We start from the raw sequence: 20,767 nt of genomic DNA, 5'->3' as shown, positions 1-20,767 counted from the left end.
GAGGCCCCGTCGCGTCTGCCCGGCGCGTACGGAAGGAGCAGTCCATGCATCCCCTCGCCATCGTCGGCGCCACCGCCGGCAAGCTGGCTCATTACGCGATATCCGGAGTGGTGGGCGGCCTGATCATCAAGAACCTTCCCGCCGCCAAGCCGGCCGCGCGCAAGGCGCTCGTCGGCGGCCTTGCCGGCGGGATCGTCGCGAGCCGCTGGCTGGCCGAAGCCGCCGAAGAGGCCCGCCTCAAGGCCGGTGACGTGATGGCCGAGGCCCGCACCTCGCTCGGCGAGGAGGTGCCGCCGCCCTCCGCCATCAAGGTGGAGAACGACGATCACGGACACGAGCACTGATCATGTCGCCGACGGTGCTGGTGCGCTCCGTGGCGTCGGGCCGGGCCCGTCTGACCGTTCCGTGGCTGCGTGACCGCCCCGGCTGCGCCGGCCTGGTCGACGACCGCCTCACCGGGATCAGCGGCTTCCGGGCGCTGCGGATCTTTCCGCGCACCGGGAGCGTCGTGATCTGGGTGGACCCAGACGAGCTGGACGTCGGCCGCCTGATCGCAGCCCTGGAGGAGGCCCCGCCCGCCTCCGTGGTCGCCGCCAAGCCCTCCAGGTCCCTGCCCGACTCCTCCACCGGGGAAGTCGCCCGTCTGGTGGTCGGCGGAGCCGTCCTGGCCCTCGTGGCGCTGCGTCGCCTGCTCGGCCGACCTCGGATCACCCTCGGCTCCTCGGGCTTCCTCGGGGTCGTCACGATCTTCACGGGCCTGCCCTTCTTCCGCGGCGCTCTACGCTCGCTGCGCGGCCGCAGCAGCCCCGGTACGGACACCCTGGTCACCGCCGCCACCGTCATCTCGCTCGTGCTGCGCGAGAACGTGGTCGCCCTGACCGTCCTGTGGCTGCTGAACATCGGCGAATTCCTCCAGACCCTGACCCTGCGCCGCACCCGCCGTGCCATCGAGGACCTGCTCACCATCGGCGAGGAGCGGGTCTGGCTCGTGCGCGAGGGCGTCGAGGTCGAGGTGGCGCTGGAGGACCTGGAGACCGGCGACGTGGTCGCCGTGTACGAGCACCACCGCATCCCGGTCGACGGCCACGTGGTCTCCGGCGAGGCCCTGGTCGACCAGGCCGCCGTCACGGGTGAGGCCCTGCCCGTCTACGCCCGTGAAGGCGCCCACGTGTACGCGGGCACGATCGTCACCTCCGGCTCGCTCACCGTCCGCGCGGACTCGGTCGGCCGGGACACGACCGTGGGCCGGATCATCAGCCGGGTCGAGGAGGCCCAGTCGGACCGGGCCCCGATCCAGACCGTCGCCACCCGATTCACCCAGCGCTTCGTCCCCGTCTCCTTCGCCCTGGCGGCCCTGACGTACGCGGTCACCCGCGACGCCCGCCGGGCGATGACGATGCTGCTGATCGCTTGCCCCTGCGCCGCGGGCCTTGCGACGCCCACGGCCATCAGCGCCGCCATCGGCAACGGCGCCCGCCGCGGCACCCTCATCAAGGGCGGCACCCACCTGGAGGGCATCGGCCGGGTCACCGCCGTCGTCTTCGACAAGACCGGCACCCTCACCTTCGGCAAGCCCCTCGTCACGAGCGTGGTCACGCTCACCGAAACCGTCACCGCCGACGAGGTCCTCAGCCTTGCGGCCTCCGGCGAGCTGCACGCCCGCCACCCGCTCGCCCAGGCCATCGTCGCCCGCACGGAGGAGCAGCACCTGCACGTGCCGATCCACCAGGCGTGCGAGGTCGTCCTCGGCATGGGCATGCGCGCCGAACTCGACGGCACCCGGCTCCTCGTCGGCAGCCCCGCGCTCCTGCGCCAGCACGGCGTCGGCCTGACGGAGGAGGCGCAGGGCTGGACCGATCGCCTGCGGGGCGGCGGCGAGACCGTCATCTGCCTCGCCCACGACGAGGACCTGATCGGCATGCTCGGTGTCTCCGACGCCGTACGCGCCGGAGCCGAGACCGTCATCCAGCAGCTGAGGGACCTCGGCGTGTCCCGCCTCATCCTGCTCACCGGCGACGCGCCGGAGACCGCCCAGGTCGTGGCCGACACCCTGGGCATCACCGAGGTCCACGCGCACGCGCTGCCGGAGGCCAAGCTCCAGCTGATCCGCGACCTCCAGGCCGAGGGCCACACCGTGGCCATGGTCGGCGACGGCACCAACGACGCCCCCGCCCTCGCCCTCGCCGACGTCGGCATCACCATGGGCGAGCACTCCTCCCACGTCGCCCTGGAGACCGCCGACATCGCACTGGCAGGCAACGACCTGCGCCAGGTCGCCGCGGTCGTCGAACTCAGCCGTCACACGCTGCGCGTCGTACGGCAGAACTACGGGCTCGCGATCGGCGTCAACCTCGTCGGCCTGGTCGCCGGGGCCGGTGGCTCCATGAACCCGGTCCTCGCGGCCCTGCTCCACAACACCAGCAGCATCGCCGTCGTCGGCAACTCCGCCCGGCTCGTCAACCACACCCCGCACCTGCCGCGCGTGGGCGACGACGTCCTGAGGGCGGCTCCCCTGGAGGACCACCGGGTCCGCTGACGTCGGCTGAACCGGACCGGCACGGCTCAGTCGGTGAAGGAGCCGTGCCGTCCCGCCCCGGCCGTGAAGCGCTCGGCACCCGAGAGGGTCTCGCCCGCCGACAGTGGCACCAGGCCGTGCCGTAGCTCGGCCGCCAGTGCCTCGGGCTCGGTCAGCCCGTGCTGCTCCCGGACGGAGAGCCGGTCGTGGCGCAGGCACAGCTGAGGGAACGCGGCGATCTCGCGGGCCAGTTCCTCCGCCGCGGCCCGCGCCCGGCCCGTCGGTACGAGCCGGTTGGCGAGCCCGATCTCGTACGCCTCCGTGGCCAGGACCGGCCGGCCGGTCAGGATCAGGTCCATGGCGCGGCTCTCGCCGATCAGCCTCGGCAGCCGCACCGTGCCCCCGTCGATGAGCGGGACGCCCCACCGGCGGCAGAACACCCCGAGGACCGCGTCCTCCTCGACCACGCGCAGGTCACACCAGAGGGCCAGTTCGAGTCCACCGGCCACGGCATGCCCGCCGACGGCCGCGATGACCGGCTTGGTCAGGCGCAACCGGGTCGGCCCCATCGGGCCGTCGCCGTCGAGAGCCACCCGGTTCCCACGCTCGGTACCGACGGCCTTGAGGTCGGCGCCCGCGCAGAACGTCCCGCCCTCGCCCCACAGCACCGCGACCGAGGCCTCCTCGTCGGCCTCGAACGCCCGGAAGGCGTCCGCCAGTTGCGTGGCCGTCGGCCCGTCCACGGCGTTGCGGGCGGCGGGCCGCGACAACACCACGGTCGTCACGGGCCCGTCCCGCTCGACGCGGACGGCGGGGGCGGCGGCGTCCTGCGCCGTCGGCGTTCCTGAGGTATCGGTCATGGCGGCATTCTCACGCGGCCGCGGTCCGGCGACCAGACAGGGGAAGCCCCCGGCCGCGGGTGCGGCCGGGGGCTTCCCTCGTTCAGGTGTCAACCGTCGGGCACGGCTCAGCCGTTGGGTCCCTGGGGGAACACACTCGGATCGAGGCGGTTCTTCAGGTCGATGTTGTACCGCTCCTTGTAGACCAGCTTCTGGAGGTTGAACGTCTGTCTCGACCAGTCGCGCTTGGCGAACCCTCCGTATTTGACCGCCAGGTAGGAGCCGGCCTTGGAGCCGGTCGTCTGGGCGTCCTGGTGGAGGTAGAGAGACTCGCCCTTCTGCCTGACACTGAAGGTGATGGTCGAGCCGAGGTCGTCGAAGTACTCCTGGCCCACCACCTCGAAGGTGAAGCTGGTGTCCGCGACCGTCACCCGCACGTCCCCGGGACCGCCGCGGAGCGTCGGACTGACGTCCTTGAGGGGGCCCGGGTACAGGGTGCACGCGGCACCTTCGTAGAACGTCTCGCATCCCTTGACCGGGAACGGGAAGACCTTCTGCGGGTTCGCCTGGAACATCGCCATCACCTCCTCCGGCGATCCCATGTTCGCCCGCAGGCCCAAGTAGTACTTATAGCTGTAGCTGTACTTGAACTTGTAGTTGCCGACCGGCTTGGGGTGGTGCCGCCGGTCCTTGCCGTCCGGCGTCTTGTTGTACCTGCCCCGCTTCCGGGCCCCGTCCGCCATCTCGTCCGAGGCCTTGCGGCAGGACGGGTTGGCGCAGTTGTCCGAGTAGTCGCCGATCACTCCGTCGGTGTCCCCCGGGACGCCGGCGCAGATGCCGTCGGCACCGCCGCCCGGTGCGCCGTGCAGGCACATGCGGCCGTCCGGGTCGGTGTTGTTGACCGGGTCGTTGTTGGCGTAGGCGTAGCCGTTCCACTGCTGCGGGTCCATCGGCGACAGCAGCGGGTCGGCGCTGATGAAGCGGCCCGTCGTCGGCTGGTACAGGCGGACGCCGAGGCTGGTGAGCCCGGTGGTGTCGTCCTTCTGGCCGCCCACGAACCCCTTGTTCCCGGCCCAGTCCGAAGGCGCGGTGCCCCGGACGTTGCCGAAGGCGTCGGTACGGCTGCGGCTTGCGGCCAGCGTCGACAGGTCGACGCTCAGGTTGTTGGTGCCGTGATGGTCGGCGATCTGCGCGACGAACGTCCCGGCGGCGGTGCCCGCCCCGGTGCGCACGATGGTCATGCCGCCGGGGATCGGGTAGTAGCGGATGCCGGTGCGGGCCTGGGTGGCCGTGTTCACCGTCAGCTCGTCGTTGCCGAGGGTGAGCGTGGCCGTCGTCGGGCTGCGCCGGATCAGCAGCTTGCCGTCAGCGTCGTACAGATACGTCGTGGTGGTGTTCGGGACGGTCCACTTCTGCCCGGCGGGCACGGTGGTCCCGCAGTCGCCGAGCACGAGGTTCGTGCTGTCGGTGCTGACGTCGCCCGGCACCGCCAGGCAGCGGCCGGAAGCGGGGTTGTGGAGCGTGCCGTCGGCGCGCGCGGTCCAGGTCTGGTCGGCGCCGCCGTCGCAGTCCTGGAACGTGATCGTCGATCCGGCCGCCGTGCCCATGGCCTGGACGCACCGGTTGCCGCTGGAGAGCGTGCTGTTCGCGGTGGAGTACTTCTGTCCCGCGCCCGTGTTGCACGTGTAGATCTGCAGCGGGCTGCCGACCGCGGTCGAAGCCCCCTGCGCGTCCAGGCACTTGCCGCCGATGCCCTTGATCTGGGCGGCCATGGTCAGTGAGGCGACCTTGCCCTCGCTGTTCCACGTCAGGCTGCTCGTGCCGGCCTTGCCGGCCCGGTAGGAGGTGGTGGCGCCGGCCTCGTCGTACTGGAACCTGTCGCTGTTGGTGGTCGTCCCGGTCGTCGTCGTGGACGTCAGCAGCGCGTGCGGACCACCCGTGCCGCCGCCCGTGGCGGGAGCGGACGTCGGGGCGTTCTGCTGCCCGGGGGCGCCGAACGTCTGGGTGGTCGTGGCGTCCTTGGTGGTGTCGCCCGCGGGGTCGCGGTTGACCAGCCTGGTGCGGTTGCCCGTCAGGTCGTAGGAGTACTCCTGCCAGTAGGGTGCCGGTCCGCCGACGGTGGTCTTCGCCGGGGCGACGGCGCCGCTGGTCGGTGTGGTGTTCGCGCACGCGCCCTGGTCGGCGGTCTGGTGCGTGAGCGGGTCGGGCCGGCTGATGCCGCCGGTGTCCGTCCACGCCGTCGTCAGCCGGCCGAGGTGGTCGTAGGCGAAGCACTGGCGGTCGGTCTGCGCGGGCGTGTTGTCCGCGATGCCGGTGAGCGAGGTGATCCGGCCGGCCTGGTCGTACGTGTAGCCGGTCTGCTGCACCGCGCCGGTGGTCGAGGTCTGCTTGTCGGTGAACTGGTCGCGGACCCGCCCGGTGGCCTCGTCGTAGACCGTGGTGGACACGACCTGGGAGGCCCACGGGTTGACGGTGGACCGGATCACGCGCCCGAAGGCGTCGTACTCGGTCTGCGTGTCGTAGGTGGTGGCACCGGCGTACTTGTACATCTGGCCGTAGTCGTTGTACGAGTACGCGATGTCGTCGAGCGGCAGCCCGGCGAGCGCCGGCAGGACCGTGCCCTTCGGGTTGCCGGTGAGCCGGTCGTGCGTGGTGCTGACGCTGTACGTGAAGGTGCCGGAGGCGAGCCCCGCGTCCGTGCCGGGCATGGTGATCGTCGTGCCCGTGACCCGGGCGCCGTCGTCGTAGCCGGTCACGGCGCTGGTGTACGCCTTGCCTGCGGAGCCGCCGACGTAGCGCGTGGAGGTGGCGGGCTTGCCCTTGCCGCCCGCGACCGTGTCGAAGGTCCAGCCGGCCAGCTGCTTGGCGGCGCTCACGGTGCCGTCGTACAGGCCGGTCTTCCGCCCGAGCAGGTCGTAGGTGTACACCAGCGTCCGGCTCTTGGCGTCGGTGCTGCTGGTCAGCCGCGAAGCCGCGTCGTACGTCTGCGTGCTGACACCGTGGTCCGGGTCGCTCGCGCCGATCTGTCGGCCCCGCTGGTCGTACGTGTACGACCAGACGTTGCCCGCCGCGTCCTTGCGGGTCAGGGGCTTGCCGTCGAGGGTCGACGTGAAGCGGGTGACGGCGGCGTCCGAGGCCAGACCCGTGGGCGTGGGCGTGGAGTACTGCCACAGCTCGGTGGTGTGGCCCAGGGCGTTCGTGAACACCGACGTCGGCGCACTGCCCTTCGGCGGCAGGACGTCGGTGCGGTCCGCACCCGGATAGCTGGTCGTCGTGCGGTGCTGTTCCTTGCCCAGCGACCACGTCGAGACGACGGTCGCCCGGTCGCGGCCGTCGTAGCTGGTCCGCTTCTGTGAGGGAACGGCGCTGTCGACGGCGGCGACGAGGACGTCCTTCGGACCCGAAGCGTCGTTGTACCAGGCCGCGTTGGAGACCATCTCCCGGCCGTGCGAGTCGAAGCGGCTGTCCGTCACCAGACGGCCGGTGTAGGCCGGGTTCGCCGGAGTGGACTGCGTCTGGCGGGTGTGGGTGAAGCCGTCCATCAGCTCGACCGAGGTGGTCCACACCGGGGTGGTGCCGTCCACGGTCAGCTTCTTGGTGGTGATCGCGGAGGGGACGCCCGCCTTGTTGGAGACGCGGTAGTCGAACGTCACGTTCGCGTGGGTGTGGGACTCGGGGGCACGCCCCGGCTGCCACACCGCGGTCAGACGGCCCAGTGCGTCATAGGTGTTGGTCGTGGTCTTCTGGTTGGGGTCGGTCACCTTCAGCGGCTGCGACCGCCGTGCGTCATAGGTGGTGACGGTGGACCAGGTGCCGGTGGCCTGGCCGGGGACGGGCGCGGAGACCGTCACCGTGCCGGGCAGTTCGCCCGCGGCGGCCGGGGTGTAGACCGTGCTGGTGGTGGCGCCGTTCGGGTGCTGCGCGTCCTTGCTGTTCGGGTCGGTCGTCGAGGTGACCCGCCCGTAGCCGTCGTAGGCGGTGGTGGAGGCGGTGACGAAGACCGCGGTGCCGTCGGCGGCGTACCGGTCAAGAACCTCGCTCTTGGTCGCGTCGGCCGTGGCCCCCGCCTGCCCGTGGGCGAGGCCGTCGTAGAACGTACGGTCCCGGGAGACCGTGTTCGCGGCGGTGGGGTCGGCGGTGCAGGCGTCGGCGCCCGATACCGTCAGCTCCTCGGACACCAGATCGGTGCGCTGGGCGTCCGGCCCGCTCGCGTAGGTGGTACGCGTGCACTGGTCGGGGACGCCGTCCGCCTGGTCGAGCGAGGTCTTCGTCCGGTTGTTGTGGTCGCGGTCGGTGACCTGGCTGCTGGTGCTCGTGCGCCAGCTGCCGTCCGCCAGCTTCGCCCGGGACGTGGTGGAGATCTTGGTCCCCGGGTAGCGGGCGACCAGCGCGGGCAGACCGGTGCGGGTGTGGGTGGCGGTGGCGACCTCGTCGCTGGAGGCGTGCACGGTCTGGGTGACGGGGGCGCCGCCCGCCTGGTCGAAGGCCTCGGTCTGCAGGACCTGGCCGGCGAGCCAGTCCACGTCCGTCACGTCCCTGCCCAGGGCGTCCGTCAGGTGCACGGAGCGGGCGCCGCCGTTCTTGCGGACGTCCCCGTCCATGCCCTGACGGTAGGTGGTCGAGGTCTGTGTCCTGGGCCCGTCCGTGCCCGAACCGACCGTGGCGGTCACCTTGGCGAAGCCGCGGAAGTCACCCCAGGTACGGGCCTTGGCCTCGGTCAGCTCGCTGTCGTCGCGGTGCCAGGCGGCGGAGTCGTACGCGTACGTGGTGATCTTCTGCGGAGTGTCCGTGACGGTGTCGTTCTCGGTCAGGGACTTGACCGTGTAGTGGTGGAACCAGTCGAGCACGGGATCGGAGTCGACAACCGAGCCGGGCGGGGACCAGCGCACCGGGTAGCAGGCCCTGGTGTTGTCGTCCTCGGCCGCCGGCATCACGTTGTTGATGCGCGAGCAGTCGGCGAGGTTGTAGTCGACGTTCAGGACGCCGCCGGTCTCGTTGCGGATCGTCTGGATCCGCGGCCTGTTCATGATCGGCGGGGCCGGGACGAGGTTCGTCCCGTCCACCCGGTTCGGCAGCATCACGGGCGTGAACGACACGAGCGGAAGGTCGAGGTTCGGCGTGGCGGTCCTGCCGGTGTGCTGGACGGAGTCCAGCCACAGGGCGCGCTGGCTGCCGGCGTCCTTCGGGTCGGGGAACGAGTGGGCCAGCAGGTAGTGGTCCACGTCCTTCCAGGCGTTGTTGACGCGCACCTGGGTGGTGATCTCCGTCAGGCGCTTGGTCGTGAAGTACGTGGCGGAGTAGTAGACGCAGGTGCCGGTGCTCTTGCACTCGTTCTCGACCGGAACGTCGTACCAGTTGGCCTTGTTGGCGACGGTCCGGTTGGCCGGCTCACATGCCGTACCGGCCGCGACGCAGCGCTCGGCGACGGTGAAGTTGATCTTGGCGGCGGGCTGGAGCGCTCCCTTGGCGGCGACCTGATCGGCGAGCTTCTGCCCGTAGGCGATGCTCTTCAGGGTGGTGGCCCGGGTGTACTCGGTCATCGTGCCGTTGCCGTTGTTCTGGCCGGCACCGCGCTTGTACCAGTTCGTCTCCGGGGCCCACGCGTACGTGGTGAGGTTCCCGTGCGGATCGACGACGTGGTCGAGGTAGAGGCGCTGCCACATCGTGCACCAGGAACCGGCGCCCTTGGCGGAGTCGTGGCACGGCTGCCCGCTCTTGGGCGAGTACACCGGCACCGAGGACACGGAGTTGGTGGCCTGGTCGGTCTTGTCACCACCGGGGAGGTGGTTGATTCCGAAGTAGAACGTGGTGCCCGAGGAGTCGGTGACCTTCGCGTACGACCCGTCCCGGACGCCGTTGGCCGCACCCGATCCGAACTCGATCTTCGTGCCGTCGTCGTCCTTGAGGCGCCACGTGCCGGTGGCGGCGTCGGTGGTGGCCGTCGCCGAGCCCGCCTTGTCGTCGCGGACCAGGGTGCCCGAGTGCCCGCCCAGGGACAGGGAGGCGTTGAACCCCGCCCAGCAGGCGTCGCCCGAGTCGGGGATGCCGGCCTTCTCGCAGGGCTTGAAGACGCGCTCGATGAAGCCGGGGTTGAAGTCCCAGCCGTCGCCGATCCAGGACGCCTGCGCATTGGTGACGGAGGTCTTGCCGTCCACCGAGGAGGAGTTGTAGCGCAGCTTGACCTCGGGGGCGGTGCCGCCCAGGGCGGCCGGAGCCTGGACGGGGTACTCGTAGGTCAGCGCACCGGAGCTGCCGCCCGCGGCCCAGCTCTGGGAGGAGCTGAGCGAGGTCGCCTTGTACGTGCCACCCGGCCCCGAGGAGTCGGTCTCCGCGGCCAGCAGCATCGGGGCCGCGGGGGCGGCGAGGAGCAGACTGCCGGCCTTCGCCTCGCCCGCCTGCGCCGCGGGGGAGGGGGCGGGGGCCGCGGCCGTCGGCAGCGCCACGTCGGCCACCAGGCGTTGCGTCGCCTTGTCGTAGCGGGTGGTGAGGGGCGTACGCACCTGGCAGGACGGCACCTTCGGCGTCGTCAGCGCGCATCCGGGCAGCGTCACCAGGCGGCCGCGGGAGGCGAACTCGCCCCCGGTGGCGGCCTGCAGGCCGGCGAGGTCGAGGCCGACCTGGACCTGGGAAGCCGTCTTGGAGGTGCCGGACGTACCGGAGGACTGGGCGGCGAGGCTGAACAGGGCGCCGTTGACCCCGACCTCACGCGCGGAACGGTCGTCCGTGCGGACCACCCTGACCTTGCCGCTCAGGCCCTTCGAAGCCGTGCCCGCCACAGCCGCACCCGACGTGGCCGTGCCCGGCTTGGTCGTGGTGGCCTTCGGGGACACCCACACCGGCAGGCTGCCGGCCTGGACCGGCGCCGTGCCGGGGGCGCCCGTCAGGTCGGCGCTGCCGCTGACCGGCGCGGGGAACGGAGTCCTGGGCTTGGCCGCAGTACGCGCGGGCACCGGGTAACGGGGCTGGACCGCCTTGGTCTTGCGCGCGTCGACGTCGGTGGCCTTGACCGGCTTGGTGCCGGGCAGCGGCCGGTGCGGCGGCTTCCAGATCTTCGAGAAGTCCGCTTCGGAGGCCTCGGCTCCGGCCTGCGCCGCTTGCACCGCGGGGGCGCCGAGCAGCGAGGCGGTGAGCGCCAGGATGACCGGACCGGCCACCCGTGAGCGGAACGTGCGCGTTCTTCGGCGCACGCCATCGACTGACATGAGGGTTCCTCCGTCTGTGGACAGCAGAGAGACAAGGTCCCGGCCATGAGGGCCGGGACCTTGCGAGAAATGTGTACGAAGAGGGTGATTGCGGTGGCCGGAGCGGTGCGATGGAAGCCCCAATTCCACCTATGCGCCGGTCTAAACGGGGGAAGTTAGCAGTGAACGATCGTTGAGTCACTATCAACGGCAGTTTATGGACGGGTGGGAAAGGTCACCCTGGGGCCCAATTGGTCACGACTCCGCGCAAGAGGGTCGGAATCAACCCGTCCGCCTGTTGATCGGCTGTGTCCTCGCCTGCCACAGTGCCCCGGTCCTTGCCTGTCCGATCAGGGACTCAACTCGTCTAGAGGAGTGGGCACTCGCATGTCCAATGCACGAAGAACCGGCTTGCGGAAGCCGGTTGCCGCCAGTCTGGCGGTGGGGGTCTCGGCGGTCCTGCTGCTCGCGACGCCGTATGTCGCGGCGGCCGCGGCGGTGCCTCTGCCCGATGCTCCGGCCAGGCCCGGAGCGTCGGCGGCACCCGCAGGGCCCGGCACCGCGACCCGGCCCACCGCACCGTCAGGAATGTCCGCTCGTACGGGGGTCGAGCAGGCATGGGAACTGGCGAAGAAGACCGGCAAGGATGTGCCGGTCCCGGAGTTGACCACGGAGTACGCGACCACGGTCGCCACCCCGAAGGGCACGCTCCGCTCCGAGAGCCACGTGCTGCCGCAGCGCACCAAGGGCGCCAAGGGGCGCTGGCTGACACTGGACGACACGCTGGCCGTCCGTGCGGACGGCACCGTGGCGCCGAAGGCGTCGAGTTCGAGCCTGGTCATCTCCGGCGGCGGCACGGGTCCGTTGGCGACGATGACGACCGAGGACGGCAAGAAGCTGTCGGTGTCCTCGCCGTTCCCCGGCGCGCTGCCCAAGCCCGTACTGCGGGGCAACGACGCGGTGTTCGAGGACGTGGCTCCCGACACCGACCTCCAGGTGAGCGCCACCAAGTACGGCGGCTACACCACCGTGGTCGTGCTGCGCACGCCCGCGGCGGCGGCCAACCCGGCCGTGCGCGACCTGGTGTTCCCCACGGTCACGGACGGTCTGACGCTGGCCAAGGGCAAGGACGGCAGCCTCACCGCGGCCGCGGGCAAGGACACCGTCTTCCGCGCCCCCGCACCGCTGATGTGGTCGGCCGGCGAGCCGCGCAAGCCCGGTGCGCGCGGTTCCCGTTACGCCGACTTCGAGGCGGCGGCCGGCCTCAGCAGCGCCGACGGACCCGGAGCCGATGCCTCCGTGGCCCAGATCCCGGTGACCCGCGCCAAGGTGGACGCCGTGACGGCGGACGGCGCGAAGGTGGACGCCGCGACGGCGAACGGCGAGAAGGCGGACGGCAAGAAGGCGGACGGCGCGGCGCGGCGGGCCACGGGTGAGATCGCCCTGGCGCCCAGCGCCGAGCTGCTCGACGGTGCCGACACCAAGTACCCCATATACGTCGACCCCTCGTGGTCCGTCGACAGCCGGGGCAAGCAGCACCACGCCTGGGTCCAGCAGGCGTACGACGCGGGCAACTACGACCGTACGGGCTCGTCCGACCGGGACCGTCCTGGCGTCGGCTACCAGGGCTGGGAGACCAGCAAGGGCATCGAGCGCGCGCTGTACGAGTTCGACCTGAACGGCTACGCGGGCGCCACCATCAACTACGCCAACCTCCGCCTGGAGCAGTACATTTCGGCGGACTGGTCGTGCACGAACAAGTACCCGGTGCACCTGTACAGGGCCGGTGCGTTCGGCTCCTCGATCAAGTGGAGCAACCACCAGATCCGCGAGTGGATCCAGAACCAGTCCATCGGCGGCAACGGCAACAGCGGTGACTGCTACGGCAACATCCCCGTGGACTTCAATGTCACCAACGCCATGCGTGACGGCATCCGCGACACCGGCACCCCGCTCGCCTTCGCCCTGACCGGCCAGGAGGGCACCGGCGACAAGATCGCCTTCAAGCGGTTCGCGTACACCGCGGTGCTCAGCGCCGAGTACGACTTCCCGCCGCGCGTCCCGGAGAACCAGCGCACCGTTCCCGCCCCGCGCCGCGTGGTCGCGGGTGACACCCAGGCCTGCGGCGACATCCCCGGCGAGCAGTTCGGCTGGATCACCACCCCGACCGTCACCATCGCCTCGAAGGTCAGCAGCCCCAACCAGGGCCAGCTCACCCAGTGGCTGAACATGTGGGAGCACAACACCGGCGCGACCGTGAACACGGGCTGGTCCGGCTTCGTCACCACCGGTACCGACGCCCTGTACTCCACCCCGCTGGACGTCCTGAAGGACGGGCACAACTACGGCTGGGCGGTCCACGGCGACGACGGTCTGCTGCGCGGTCCGTCCACCACCTCCTGCCACTTCGCGGTCGACCTGACCCCGCCGGTCCTGGAGTTCGGCCAGTTCACCGACCCGGCCACCCAGTTCCCGCCGGCCGGCAACGGCCAGATCACCAAGCTGCGCCTCGGTGACACGGGCTCCCTGCCCATCGTCGCGTCCGACCCGAGCCCGGGCGCGGGTCTGCGCAGCTCCGGACTCGCCTGCGTCCAGTGGGGCTTCGACCCGCAGCTCGTCGGTGCCCAGCAGCAGTGCGGCAGCCCGCTCAGCATGAACGCGCTCAGCATCAAGCCCACGCGCTGGGGCACCAACATCGTCTACGCGCGGGTCCTGGACGAGGCGGGCAACGCCTCCCCGACCCGATCGTACGCCTTCTACGTGCCGTGGAAGGACGGTGCGGTCGCCTTCGGTGACACCACCGGTGACGCCCGCTCCGACATCCTCCTCCCGGACGCCGCGGGCAACCTGGTCACGCACGGCCGCGCCACCGACGGTGACAGCCGCAGCATGATCCCCAGCGGTACCGCCGCCACCGCGCTCCAGGCCCCGGAGGTCTCCTCGGGCCGGACGTGGAAGGACTACCGCACCGTTCACCGCGGCTCGCTCGACCCCGGCCGCAACGTGGACGACCTCTTCGTCCACCAGGAGCCGGCCACCCCCGGCGCGCTGGGCGGATCGCAGCTCTTCGCGTACGACAACACCCTCTCCGACCCGGGCCGCTTCACGCTCGGCACGAAGAGCGCGGTGGAGAAGCCGGAGTGCTCCACCGCCCACACCACCGCCTGCACCGGCTACCACAACGTGACGACCTGGCAGCACTCCAGCCAGATCACCCCGACCGGCCCGGCGCGCACCACCCGCACGCCCAGCCGTCAGGTCACCGACGCCACCGGCCTGCTGGCCGTGGAGTCCGGCAACCTGTGGTTCTACCCGGTCAAGACCAATCAGACCCTCGCAGCGCCCACCCTGGTCGACGCGAGCGGCACCTGGGACGACAAGGACCTGATGGTCCCCGGCAACGCCCTCAACATCGGCGCCACCACCGACACCGCCCCGGCGCTGTGGGTGCGCAACCGCACCAACGGCGACATCTTCCAGTACAAGCTGACCACCGCGACCCGCGCGAGCGACCAGTACGTCGTGGTCACCGGCGTGGCGGCGCAGCCCACGACCCGTATCGGCTACGGCATCAAGGGCACGGACTACCCGCGGGTGGGCAGCGACGGCGATGTGACCGGCGACGACATCCCGGACTTCTGGGCCGTCGGCACCGACGGCACGCTGCACGCGTGGGCCGGCACCGCCGTCGGCGGAGCGGTCAACGGCTACGGCGGCTACCACGTCCGTGGCGACGCCCAGGCCCCGACGGTCCAGTGGCGCCTGGAGGGTGACACCAAGGCCATCCCGGCCAAGAACGGCAGCGGCGTCTCCAACGACGCCACCGCCACCGCCGTCACCTACGCCACAGAGACCGTCGACGGACGCTCCCGCAAGGTCGCGGTCTTCGACGACGCGGCGAAGTCGGTCATCACCGGCCCGGCCAAGTCCGTCGACACCCGCCAGTCCTTCACCATCTCCACCTGGGCGAAGATGACCGCGGCCGACGGTGTGATCGTCAGCCAGGACACCGCACACGCCTCCGCGTTCATGCTGTGGGCCGACTCCGGCCACTGGCGCTTCGCCATCGCCCGCGGTGACGACGACGGCTGGCCGTACGACTACAACGCGACCGTCACCCCTGCCAACACCTTCAGGCCGGGCGTCTGGACCCAGCTGACGGCCACGTACAACGCCACCACGGGCGCCATGAACCTCTACGTCAACGGCACCCTGGCCTCCAGCGGCCACCACAGCGCCGCCACCAGCCCCGCACCCAGCGGCCCGCTGGTCCTGGGCCGGTACAAGTACGTCAGCAAGCCCAGCAATCACCTCAAGGGCGCCATCGCGGGCCTGTCCGTCTTCCAGAACTACGCACCGCCGGTCACGACGACGGACCTGCCGATTCGGTACGCCGCGTCGCCCGACTTCTGTGTCGACACCCCGCAGGGCGCCAACGGCAACGGCAACCAGCCGCAGCTGTGGGACTGCAACGGCACCGACCCGCAGAAGTTCAGCGTCAACGCCAACGGCACCCTGACCCAGAAGGGCCAGTGCGTCGCGGTCCGGGGCAACCAGACCGCGCAGGGCACCGACCTGATCTTCTGGCAGTGCCTGAGCGAGGGCGGCCAGCAGTGGCTGCCCCGAGCCGACGGCAGCATCTACAACCCGCAGTCCGGCACCTGCTTCGACCTGCCGCAGGCGAAGCGCGACTGGGGTACGAAGTTCATGATCTGGGGCTGCAACGGAACTCCGGCCCAGCGCTGGAGCATCCCGACGCTCCTGACCCCGGACCTGCCGGTCGCTCCGTGACCCGGTGAGTACGGTGAGGGGGCGGCCCGACCGACAGGTCGCCCCCTCGGTCCGTGCCGCCCCCTCACTCGGTGCCGGCCCTCACTTCACGGTGGAAGCTCACTTCACGGTCGAAGGCGACAGGACGGCGACCGAGCCGAGGGCCCGGGAGACGGCGACCAGGAGGTCCGGGTACTCGGCCTCCGCCGCGCGCAGCGCCCGGACCGCCGTCACGCCCTGCTCCTTGTCCGCCGGAACACCGCGGGCGCGGGCGTCGGCCGCGGCCGTGAACATCGCGGCGAGGCCGGTGGCGACGCTCTCGGCCTCCGTCGCGCCGCCCCGGCGGGCCTCGGCGTAGGCGTGCGCACGCACGTCGTCCGAGCAGTACGCCCCGAGTTCCAGCATCCGGTCGTGGATGTCGGTCATCCGGTCCGTGAGGCGTCGGCCGGGGCCGGCGCTCCAGGGAGTGGGGAGCCGCATCCGGCCACGGGGAGCACCGGCGTCGCAGAGGGTCCGTCGCAGCGGGCCCAGGGCCCGCAGCGTCCGCAGCGGTCCGAAGACCTCCGCACCGAGCCAGGGGCCGACGATGGGGATGAGGAAGCCGGCGGCGACGAGGAGGGTGCCGAGGGAGGCGAAGGACATGGCCGCCTTGTTGAGCGGTTCCCAGTCCCGACCGCCCCAGGCGGCCACGACCGCGGCCAGCTTGGCCACACCGTAGGTGACGTTGGTGAGGAAACCGACGGCGAGGACGGTGAGCCCGAAACGGAGCAGGCCCCCGGCCGGTGTCCTCCGCTCGGGCCACTCCCCGCGGAGGTCGCGCGCCCACTTCCAGCACGCGAGGGCCGCCGCTGCGGCCGCCCCGGTGACGGCGAACAGGCAGAGCAGCACCATCTCGCGCATGAAAGGGGTGTTGGCGTAGTACGTCTCGAAGTCACTCTGCCGTTCCACCGGCGCCTCGCCCAGGACGAAACAGCCGATGAGCAGGATGATCACCACACCGTGGCCCCAGATCCAACGCCTGACCCGACGCCGGGTGTGGGGGAGGACCTCCACGTCCTCGCGCCAGTTCTCCATGAGGACCCGGCTGGCGCACGCGTACGCGCAGAGGATGCAGTAGACCAGCGCCACCGAGAAGTTGCAGACGCCGGTCAACTCGTTGACGAACACGATCGTCGGGGGCGCCGAGAAGAAGAACGCCGAGGCCTGCAGGAAGATCACCGCGTTGACGCTGCGGACCACGGGACTGTGCCGGCGCCTCACCAACGAGGGAAGTTTGACGACCAGCACGATGCCGAGCGCGGCGGCCGGGATGTAGAGATTCACGTCTTCTCGCCCTCTAACTTCTGAGCGAGGCCCAGATGCGGTCCGCCACTCCGCCGAACGGTGTCGCCCCGCGTCCGCGCTCCAGGTAGGGCCTGACCCGGTCGGCCAGCATCCGGCCGAACCGCTCCGCACGCCGCTCCTCCTCGAGGTCGGGCTCCGTACGGGCGGCGGCGACGTAGGCGACCGCGTCGGCGAGGTTCCAGCGGTCACCCAGCATGCGGGCGGCGGCCAGCGCACCGGCCCCGCTGCCATGACCGCAGTGCCCCTCCTTGAGGTGCCACAACTCATGCCCCAGGATCACGACCTGGTGCAGGGGGGAGGTGTTCGCCTCCAGGACGATCAGGTCGTAGTCGCCCATGTCCAGCCACAGTCCCGTCACCGAATCCGGCGGGAACTCCTCGAGCATCAGGCGCACCTCGCGCCCGCTGCACCGTGCCGCACACGCGCAGATCGCCTTCAGGAGGTCCACCGGCTGCTCGGGAACCGGCTGGGGCAACCCCGTGCACAGTGCGTCGCGATACCGCTTCATCTCGCGCGAGACGCCCACCCCGTGCCACCCGCCCCTCGTGCCTGATGCACGGCCCCCCATGCATCGTTCCTTGCGCGTTACCGCTGGTGGGCCGTGGTCAGGCCGCCGCGATCAATCGACGTCATTGTGCACCAGGGCCGACTCGAGGGCGGCGCGGGCCTCCCGGGCGCGCTCCTCACGGGAGCGCCGCGCGACGGATTCGATCAGGGCGATCAAGGGCTGAGCGGTGTCCTCGGGCACGTCGGCCAGTGCCCGGGCGGCGTACGCGACAACGCCGAGCGAGGGGTCCACCTCGCTCGTGGGCCCCGCGGTTCGCAGCCGTCGCAGGTCCTGGTCCTGACGCTCGACGGTCCGCTCGAGCAGGTCCTTGTGGATCTGCTGCAGGACACGGTCCAGCGACTCGGCCGGCTCGGCGACCAGGAACTCGATCCTCTCGCCGAAGAAGCCCGCGATCCCGGCGGCGTGGTCGAGGTTCGGGGCACGGCCCGTCTTGATCATCTTGTCGAGCCACTGCGCGCTCGTCCCCGCGCCGGCCGCGATCTCCGCGAGGGAGTAGGCACGCCTGCTGCCGTCCGCGGCCGCACGCAGCCGCGTCGCCCGCAGGAACAGGATCCGCTCGACCACGCGCCGATGGCGCGCCTCGACCGCGTCCCCGTCCTGCCCGGGCTCGGCGGACCACTCACCGCGCAGCAGCTGCCGCACCTCCTCCACGGCGACCCCGGAGGCGTACGAGAGCCCGCCCTCACCCTCCACACGCAGGACGTCGTCGCGGTTCAGGCCCATGCGGTCCAACAGTGTGTCGATCCGACGCACCGTGCCCATCAGGTCCTGAGCAGGCCCATCACTCACAAGAACTCCCGCGGTCATCGGACGAGGCCCTGCAAGGCTAGCAACCACCGTTGTTCAATCATCACCGATCCCCCTATCAGCTTGTCGGTTCGGCGGTACCCGGTCGACGGGTGGACCTGTGCGGGCGATACTGAAGGCCTCGCTGCGTGGAGGCGACATGCGCGAACCAGGGCATGGCGGCCCGAGCTCGGCCTCGGCGTCCGTCGATGACGTGGCGGCGGTCGTCCTGACCGACGAGGGCGTGGTCGTCGCCTGCTCCGGGACGGCCGCGACGCTGCTCGCATGCTCGCCCGGACAGCCGTGCGCTCCTCTGATGCCCCTGCTTCCCCACGACGGTACGGAGACGGGTCCCGGAACGCGCCTGGTCACGGCGCCGGGAGGAGGGCCGGGGCCGTCAGGCCGGCCGATCCGCCTGGCCTGCAACGTGGTCCGCCTCGACGCGCAGCCTCGGGTTCGGCCGCCGAGGCGGAGTGGTTGGTACTGGTCGCGCCGGCGGAATCCGTGGCGCAGGGAGCCGAGCGCGACTCGGAGCGGCGCCGCACGGGCCTTTCGCACGCCGCGCCGTCACCATCGGCGCCTCGCTCGACGTGACGGACATGGCGGAGACCCTCGTGGATCTGCTCGTCCCCGACTTCGCCGACCTGGCGACCGTCGATCTCGCCGAACCGGTGCTGGTGGGTGACGAACCGCCGCACTTCGATGCCAGCGGCGACGTCCGCCTGCGCCGGACCGCCGCCGCGCAGAGCCCGGAGGTCTCGGCGGAGGACCTCCTGGCGGTGGGAGAGGTGCTTCCTCCCGTGGCGGACAGTGCGTTGATGCGGCCCCTCATGGAGGGACGGCCCGTGCTGGTCTCCGACATCTCCGTTCTCCGCACCACGCTCGCCGTCGAGCCCGGGAGCCTCGCGCTGTTCGTACCGGGCGGTGCGCACTCGTCCGTGGCGGTGCCGCTCTACGCGCGCGGTCTGGTCCTCGGCTGCGTCACGGTCTGGCGCAGCGAGTCGCTTCCGGCATTCGGTGAGGAGGACGCCGCCCTCCTGCAGGACGTCGTCTCACGAGCCGCACTGGGCGTGGACAACGCCCGCCGCTACACGAAGGAACACCGGTCGGCGGTGGCCCTCCAGCGAAGCCTGCTGCCGCGCTCGGCCCTGGACTTCGCGGCCGCCGAGACGGTGGGGGCCTACCAGCCCGCGGGCGGTGGGGTGGGGGTCGGCGGGGACTGGTTCGACGCGATCCCCCTGCCGTCGTTGCGGGTGGCGTTCGTCGTGGGCGACGTCGTCGGCCACGGCCTCGATGCCACCGCGGCCATGGCGCGGCTGCGAACGGCGGTGCAGACGCTGGCCGACCTCGATCTGGATCCGGGCGAGCTCCTGACGCACCTGGACGACCTGGTGCTCGGCCTCTCCGGCGAGCACGCGGTCGGCGAATCCCGGTCGGGACTGGCCGTTCTCGGAGCGACGTGTCTGTACGCCGTCTACGACCCGGTGACGGGACGGTGCACCGCCGCCACCGCCGGACATCCGCCGCCTGCCCTGCTGACGCCGGACGGCGAGCCGGTCTTCGTCGACATGGTGCCAGGACCGCCCCTGGGCGTGGGCGGAATGCCGTTCGAGCTGACGGAGTTCGACGTCGAGCCGGGCAGCATGCTGGCGTTCTTCACGGACGGACTCGTCGAGAGCCGCGGGGACGACATCGAGCAGGGGATGGAGAGACTGAGGAGCTCGCTCGCCGACGCGGACCCGAGCCGGGGCCTGGGCGAGATGTGCCAGAGCATCTTCGACGACGTGCTGCCGCAAGAGCCCACCGACGACGTCGCCTTGCTGCTCGCGCGTACCCAGGCGCTCTCGGCCGACCACGTCGCGGAGTGGCAACTCGAAGCCGACCTCTCCCTCGTCGCGCACGCCCGCGAGCTGGTGATGGGCCGCCTGTCGGACTGGCAGTTGGACGAACTGGGCTTCGTGACGGAGCTCGTCGTCAGCGAACTCGTCACGAACGCCATCCGCTATGCGGGCGGCCCGGTCGGCCTGCGGCTCATCCGGGACCGGCAACTCATCTGTGAGGTGTCCGACCCCAGCAGCACCCAGCCACGTCTGCGTCGCGCGCGGGAGACGGACGAGGGCGGCCGTGGCCTCTTCCTCGTCGCTCAGCTCAGCGACCGCTGGGGCTGCAGGTTCACCCGCACCGGGAAGACCATCTGGACGGAACAGGCGATCGACGGTCCCCTGGCCCAGGGTTCGACACCCTGACGAGGGCGGAGGCCGTGCGGGAAGTGGCAGAGGAAAAAGAAACAGCCCGCCAAAACGTCATCTCGCCATGGTCGGCCCCTTCGGGAATCTGTTGAGCCCTACACCACAGTGAGGGCCCGAGCGACCGAGCCGAGCCACTCAGCACGGCGGAGGCCGGGAATTCGCTGGTCCCTACAACACAGTGAGGGGCCGAACGGGTTCCGCGAGTACACCGCCGACCGGGCACCGGGAATTCGTTGCTCCCTATAACACAGAGTGAGGCGGGACTACCGCGCACCCCACCGACCCGGAACGGGCGGATCGAGTGCCCGACCCTCACACCAGCTCTGCCCGTGCAGCACGTACCCGCGAGGGTGGCCGCAGTGGTCGTGTGGCAGAACGCGGGGGACTGCACCGCCCATCAGCAACCGGCTCGGTTAGGGGCCGCTGAACGGGTTGTAAGCGCGTGCAGTCCCCCCCCACCGTGTCCGGACCGACCCCGTCGGTGAGGACGACCAAGTCCACTGACCCAACGGCAG

The 20,767-nt window shown here is 71.0% G+C and carries 9 protein-coding genes; 4 read left to right on the top strand and 5 right to left on the bottom strand.

What is annotated here, in order from left to right; all coding sequences use genetic code 11:
* Positions 1–44: 44 nt before the first annotated feature.
* Together ACGFYP_RS05175 and ACGFYP_RS05170 are read left to right on the top strand one after the other, a co-directional pair.
* Positions 45–344 carry a DUF1490 family protein gene (locus ACGFYP_RS05175; RefSeq protein ID WP_393486540.1) on the top strand — a complete coding sequence of 100 codons (300 nt, stop codon included), beginning with the start codon at positions 45–47 and terminating at the stop codon, positions 342–344.
* A gap of 2 nt (positions 345–346) precedes the next feature.
* Positions 347–2,536: a heavy metal translocating P-type ATPase gene (locus tag ACGFYP_RS05170; protein WP_393486538.1), complete on the top strand. Its 2,190-nt coding sequence runs from the start codon at positions 347–349 to the stop codon at positions 2,534–2,536.
* A gap of 26 nt (positions 2,537–2,562) precedes the next feature.
* Here the strand turns inward: ACGFYP_RS05170 and ACGFYP_RS05165 are convergent, their stop codons facing one another.
* Both ACGFYP_RS05165 and ACGFYP_RS05160 read right to left on the bottom strand, forming a co-directional pair.
* The gene (locus ACGFYP_RS05165; RefSeq protein WP_393486536.1) at positions 2,563–3,375 is read right to left on the bottom strand and encodes a crotonase/enoyl-CoA hydratase family protein; all 813 of its coding nucleotides are present in this window, start codon (positions 3,373–3,375) and stop codon (positions 2,563–2,565) included.
* Positions 3,376–3,482: 107 nt separating this feature from the next.
* Positions 3,483–10,556, bottom strand: a complete 7,074-nt coding sequence (locus tag ACGFYP_RS05160; protein WP_393486534.1) for a ricin-type beta-trefoil lectin domain protein — start codon at positions 10,554–10,556, stop codon at positions 3,483–3,485.
* Between the two features lie 366 nt (positions 10,557–10,922).
* Between ACGFYP_RS05160 and ACGFYP_RS05155 the strand changes: the two genes are divergently transcribed.
* On the top strand, positions 10,923–15,326 hold the full coding sequence (locus ACGFYP_RS05155; RefSeq protein WP_393486532.1) for a ricin-type beta-trefoil lectin domain protein: 4,404 nt from the start codon (positions 10,923–10,925) through the stop codon (positions 15,324–15,326).
* A 99-nt stretch (positions 15,327–15,425) separates the two neighbouring features.
* On the opposite strand, the gene ACGFYP_RS05150 is transcribed toward ACGFYP_RS05155, so the two are convergent.
* The 3 genes from ACGFYP_RS05150 to ACGFYP_RS05140 all read right to left on the bottom strand — a co-directional run bounded on the left by ACGFYP_RS05150 (position 15,426) and on the right by ACGFYP_RS05140 (position 18,006).
* Positions 15,426–16,628, bottom strand: coding sequence for an MAB_1171c family putative transporter (locus tag ACGFYP_RS05150; RefSeq protein ID WP_393486530.1), 1,203 nt, complete (start codon positions 16,626–16,628; stop codon positions 15,426–15,428).
* Positions 16,629–16,641: 13 nt separating this feature from the next.
* Positions 16,642–17,034 (bottom strand): toxin-antitoxin system, toxin component, encoded by a 393-nt coding sequence (locus ACGFYP_RS05145; RefSeq protein WP_393486528.1) that lies wholly within the window; start codon positions 17,032–17,034, stop codon positions 16,642–16,644.
* A 234-nt stretch (positions 17,035–17,268) separates the two neighbouring features.
* Complete coding sequence (locus ACGFYP_RS05140; protein WP_393486525.1) at positions 17,269–18,006, bottom strand: hypothetical protein; 738 nt, start codon at positions 18,004–18,006, stop codon at positions 17,269–17,271.
* 596 nt (positions 18,007–18,602) lie between these two features.
* On the opposite strand from ACGFYP_RS05140, the gene ACGFYP_RS05135 reads away from it, so the two are divergent.
* Positions 18,603–20,249 (top strand): SpoIIE family protein phosphatase, encoded by a 1,647-nt coding sequence (locus ACGFYP_RS05135; protein ID WP_393486523.1) that lies wholly within the window; start codon positions 18,603–18,605, stop codon positions 20,247–20,249.
* Positions 20,250–20,767 lie beyond the last annotated feature (518 nt).

Origin of the sequence: Streptomyces sp. NPDC048370, assembly GCF_043200825.1 — a bacterium.
GTDB lineage: Bacteria > Actinomycetota > Actinomycetes > Streptomycetales > Streptomycetaceae > Streptomyces.
Note: the sequence above shows the minus strand (reverse complement) of the source record. Positions and strands in the feature narration are given on the sequence as shown.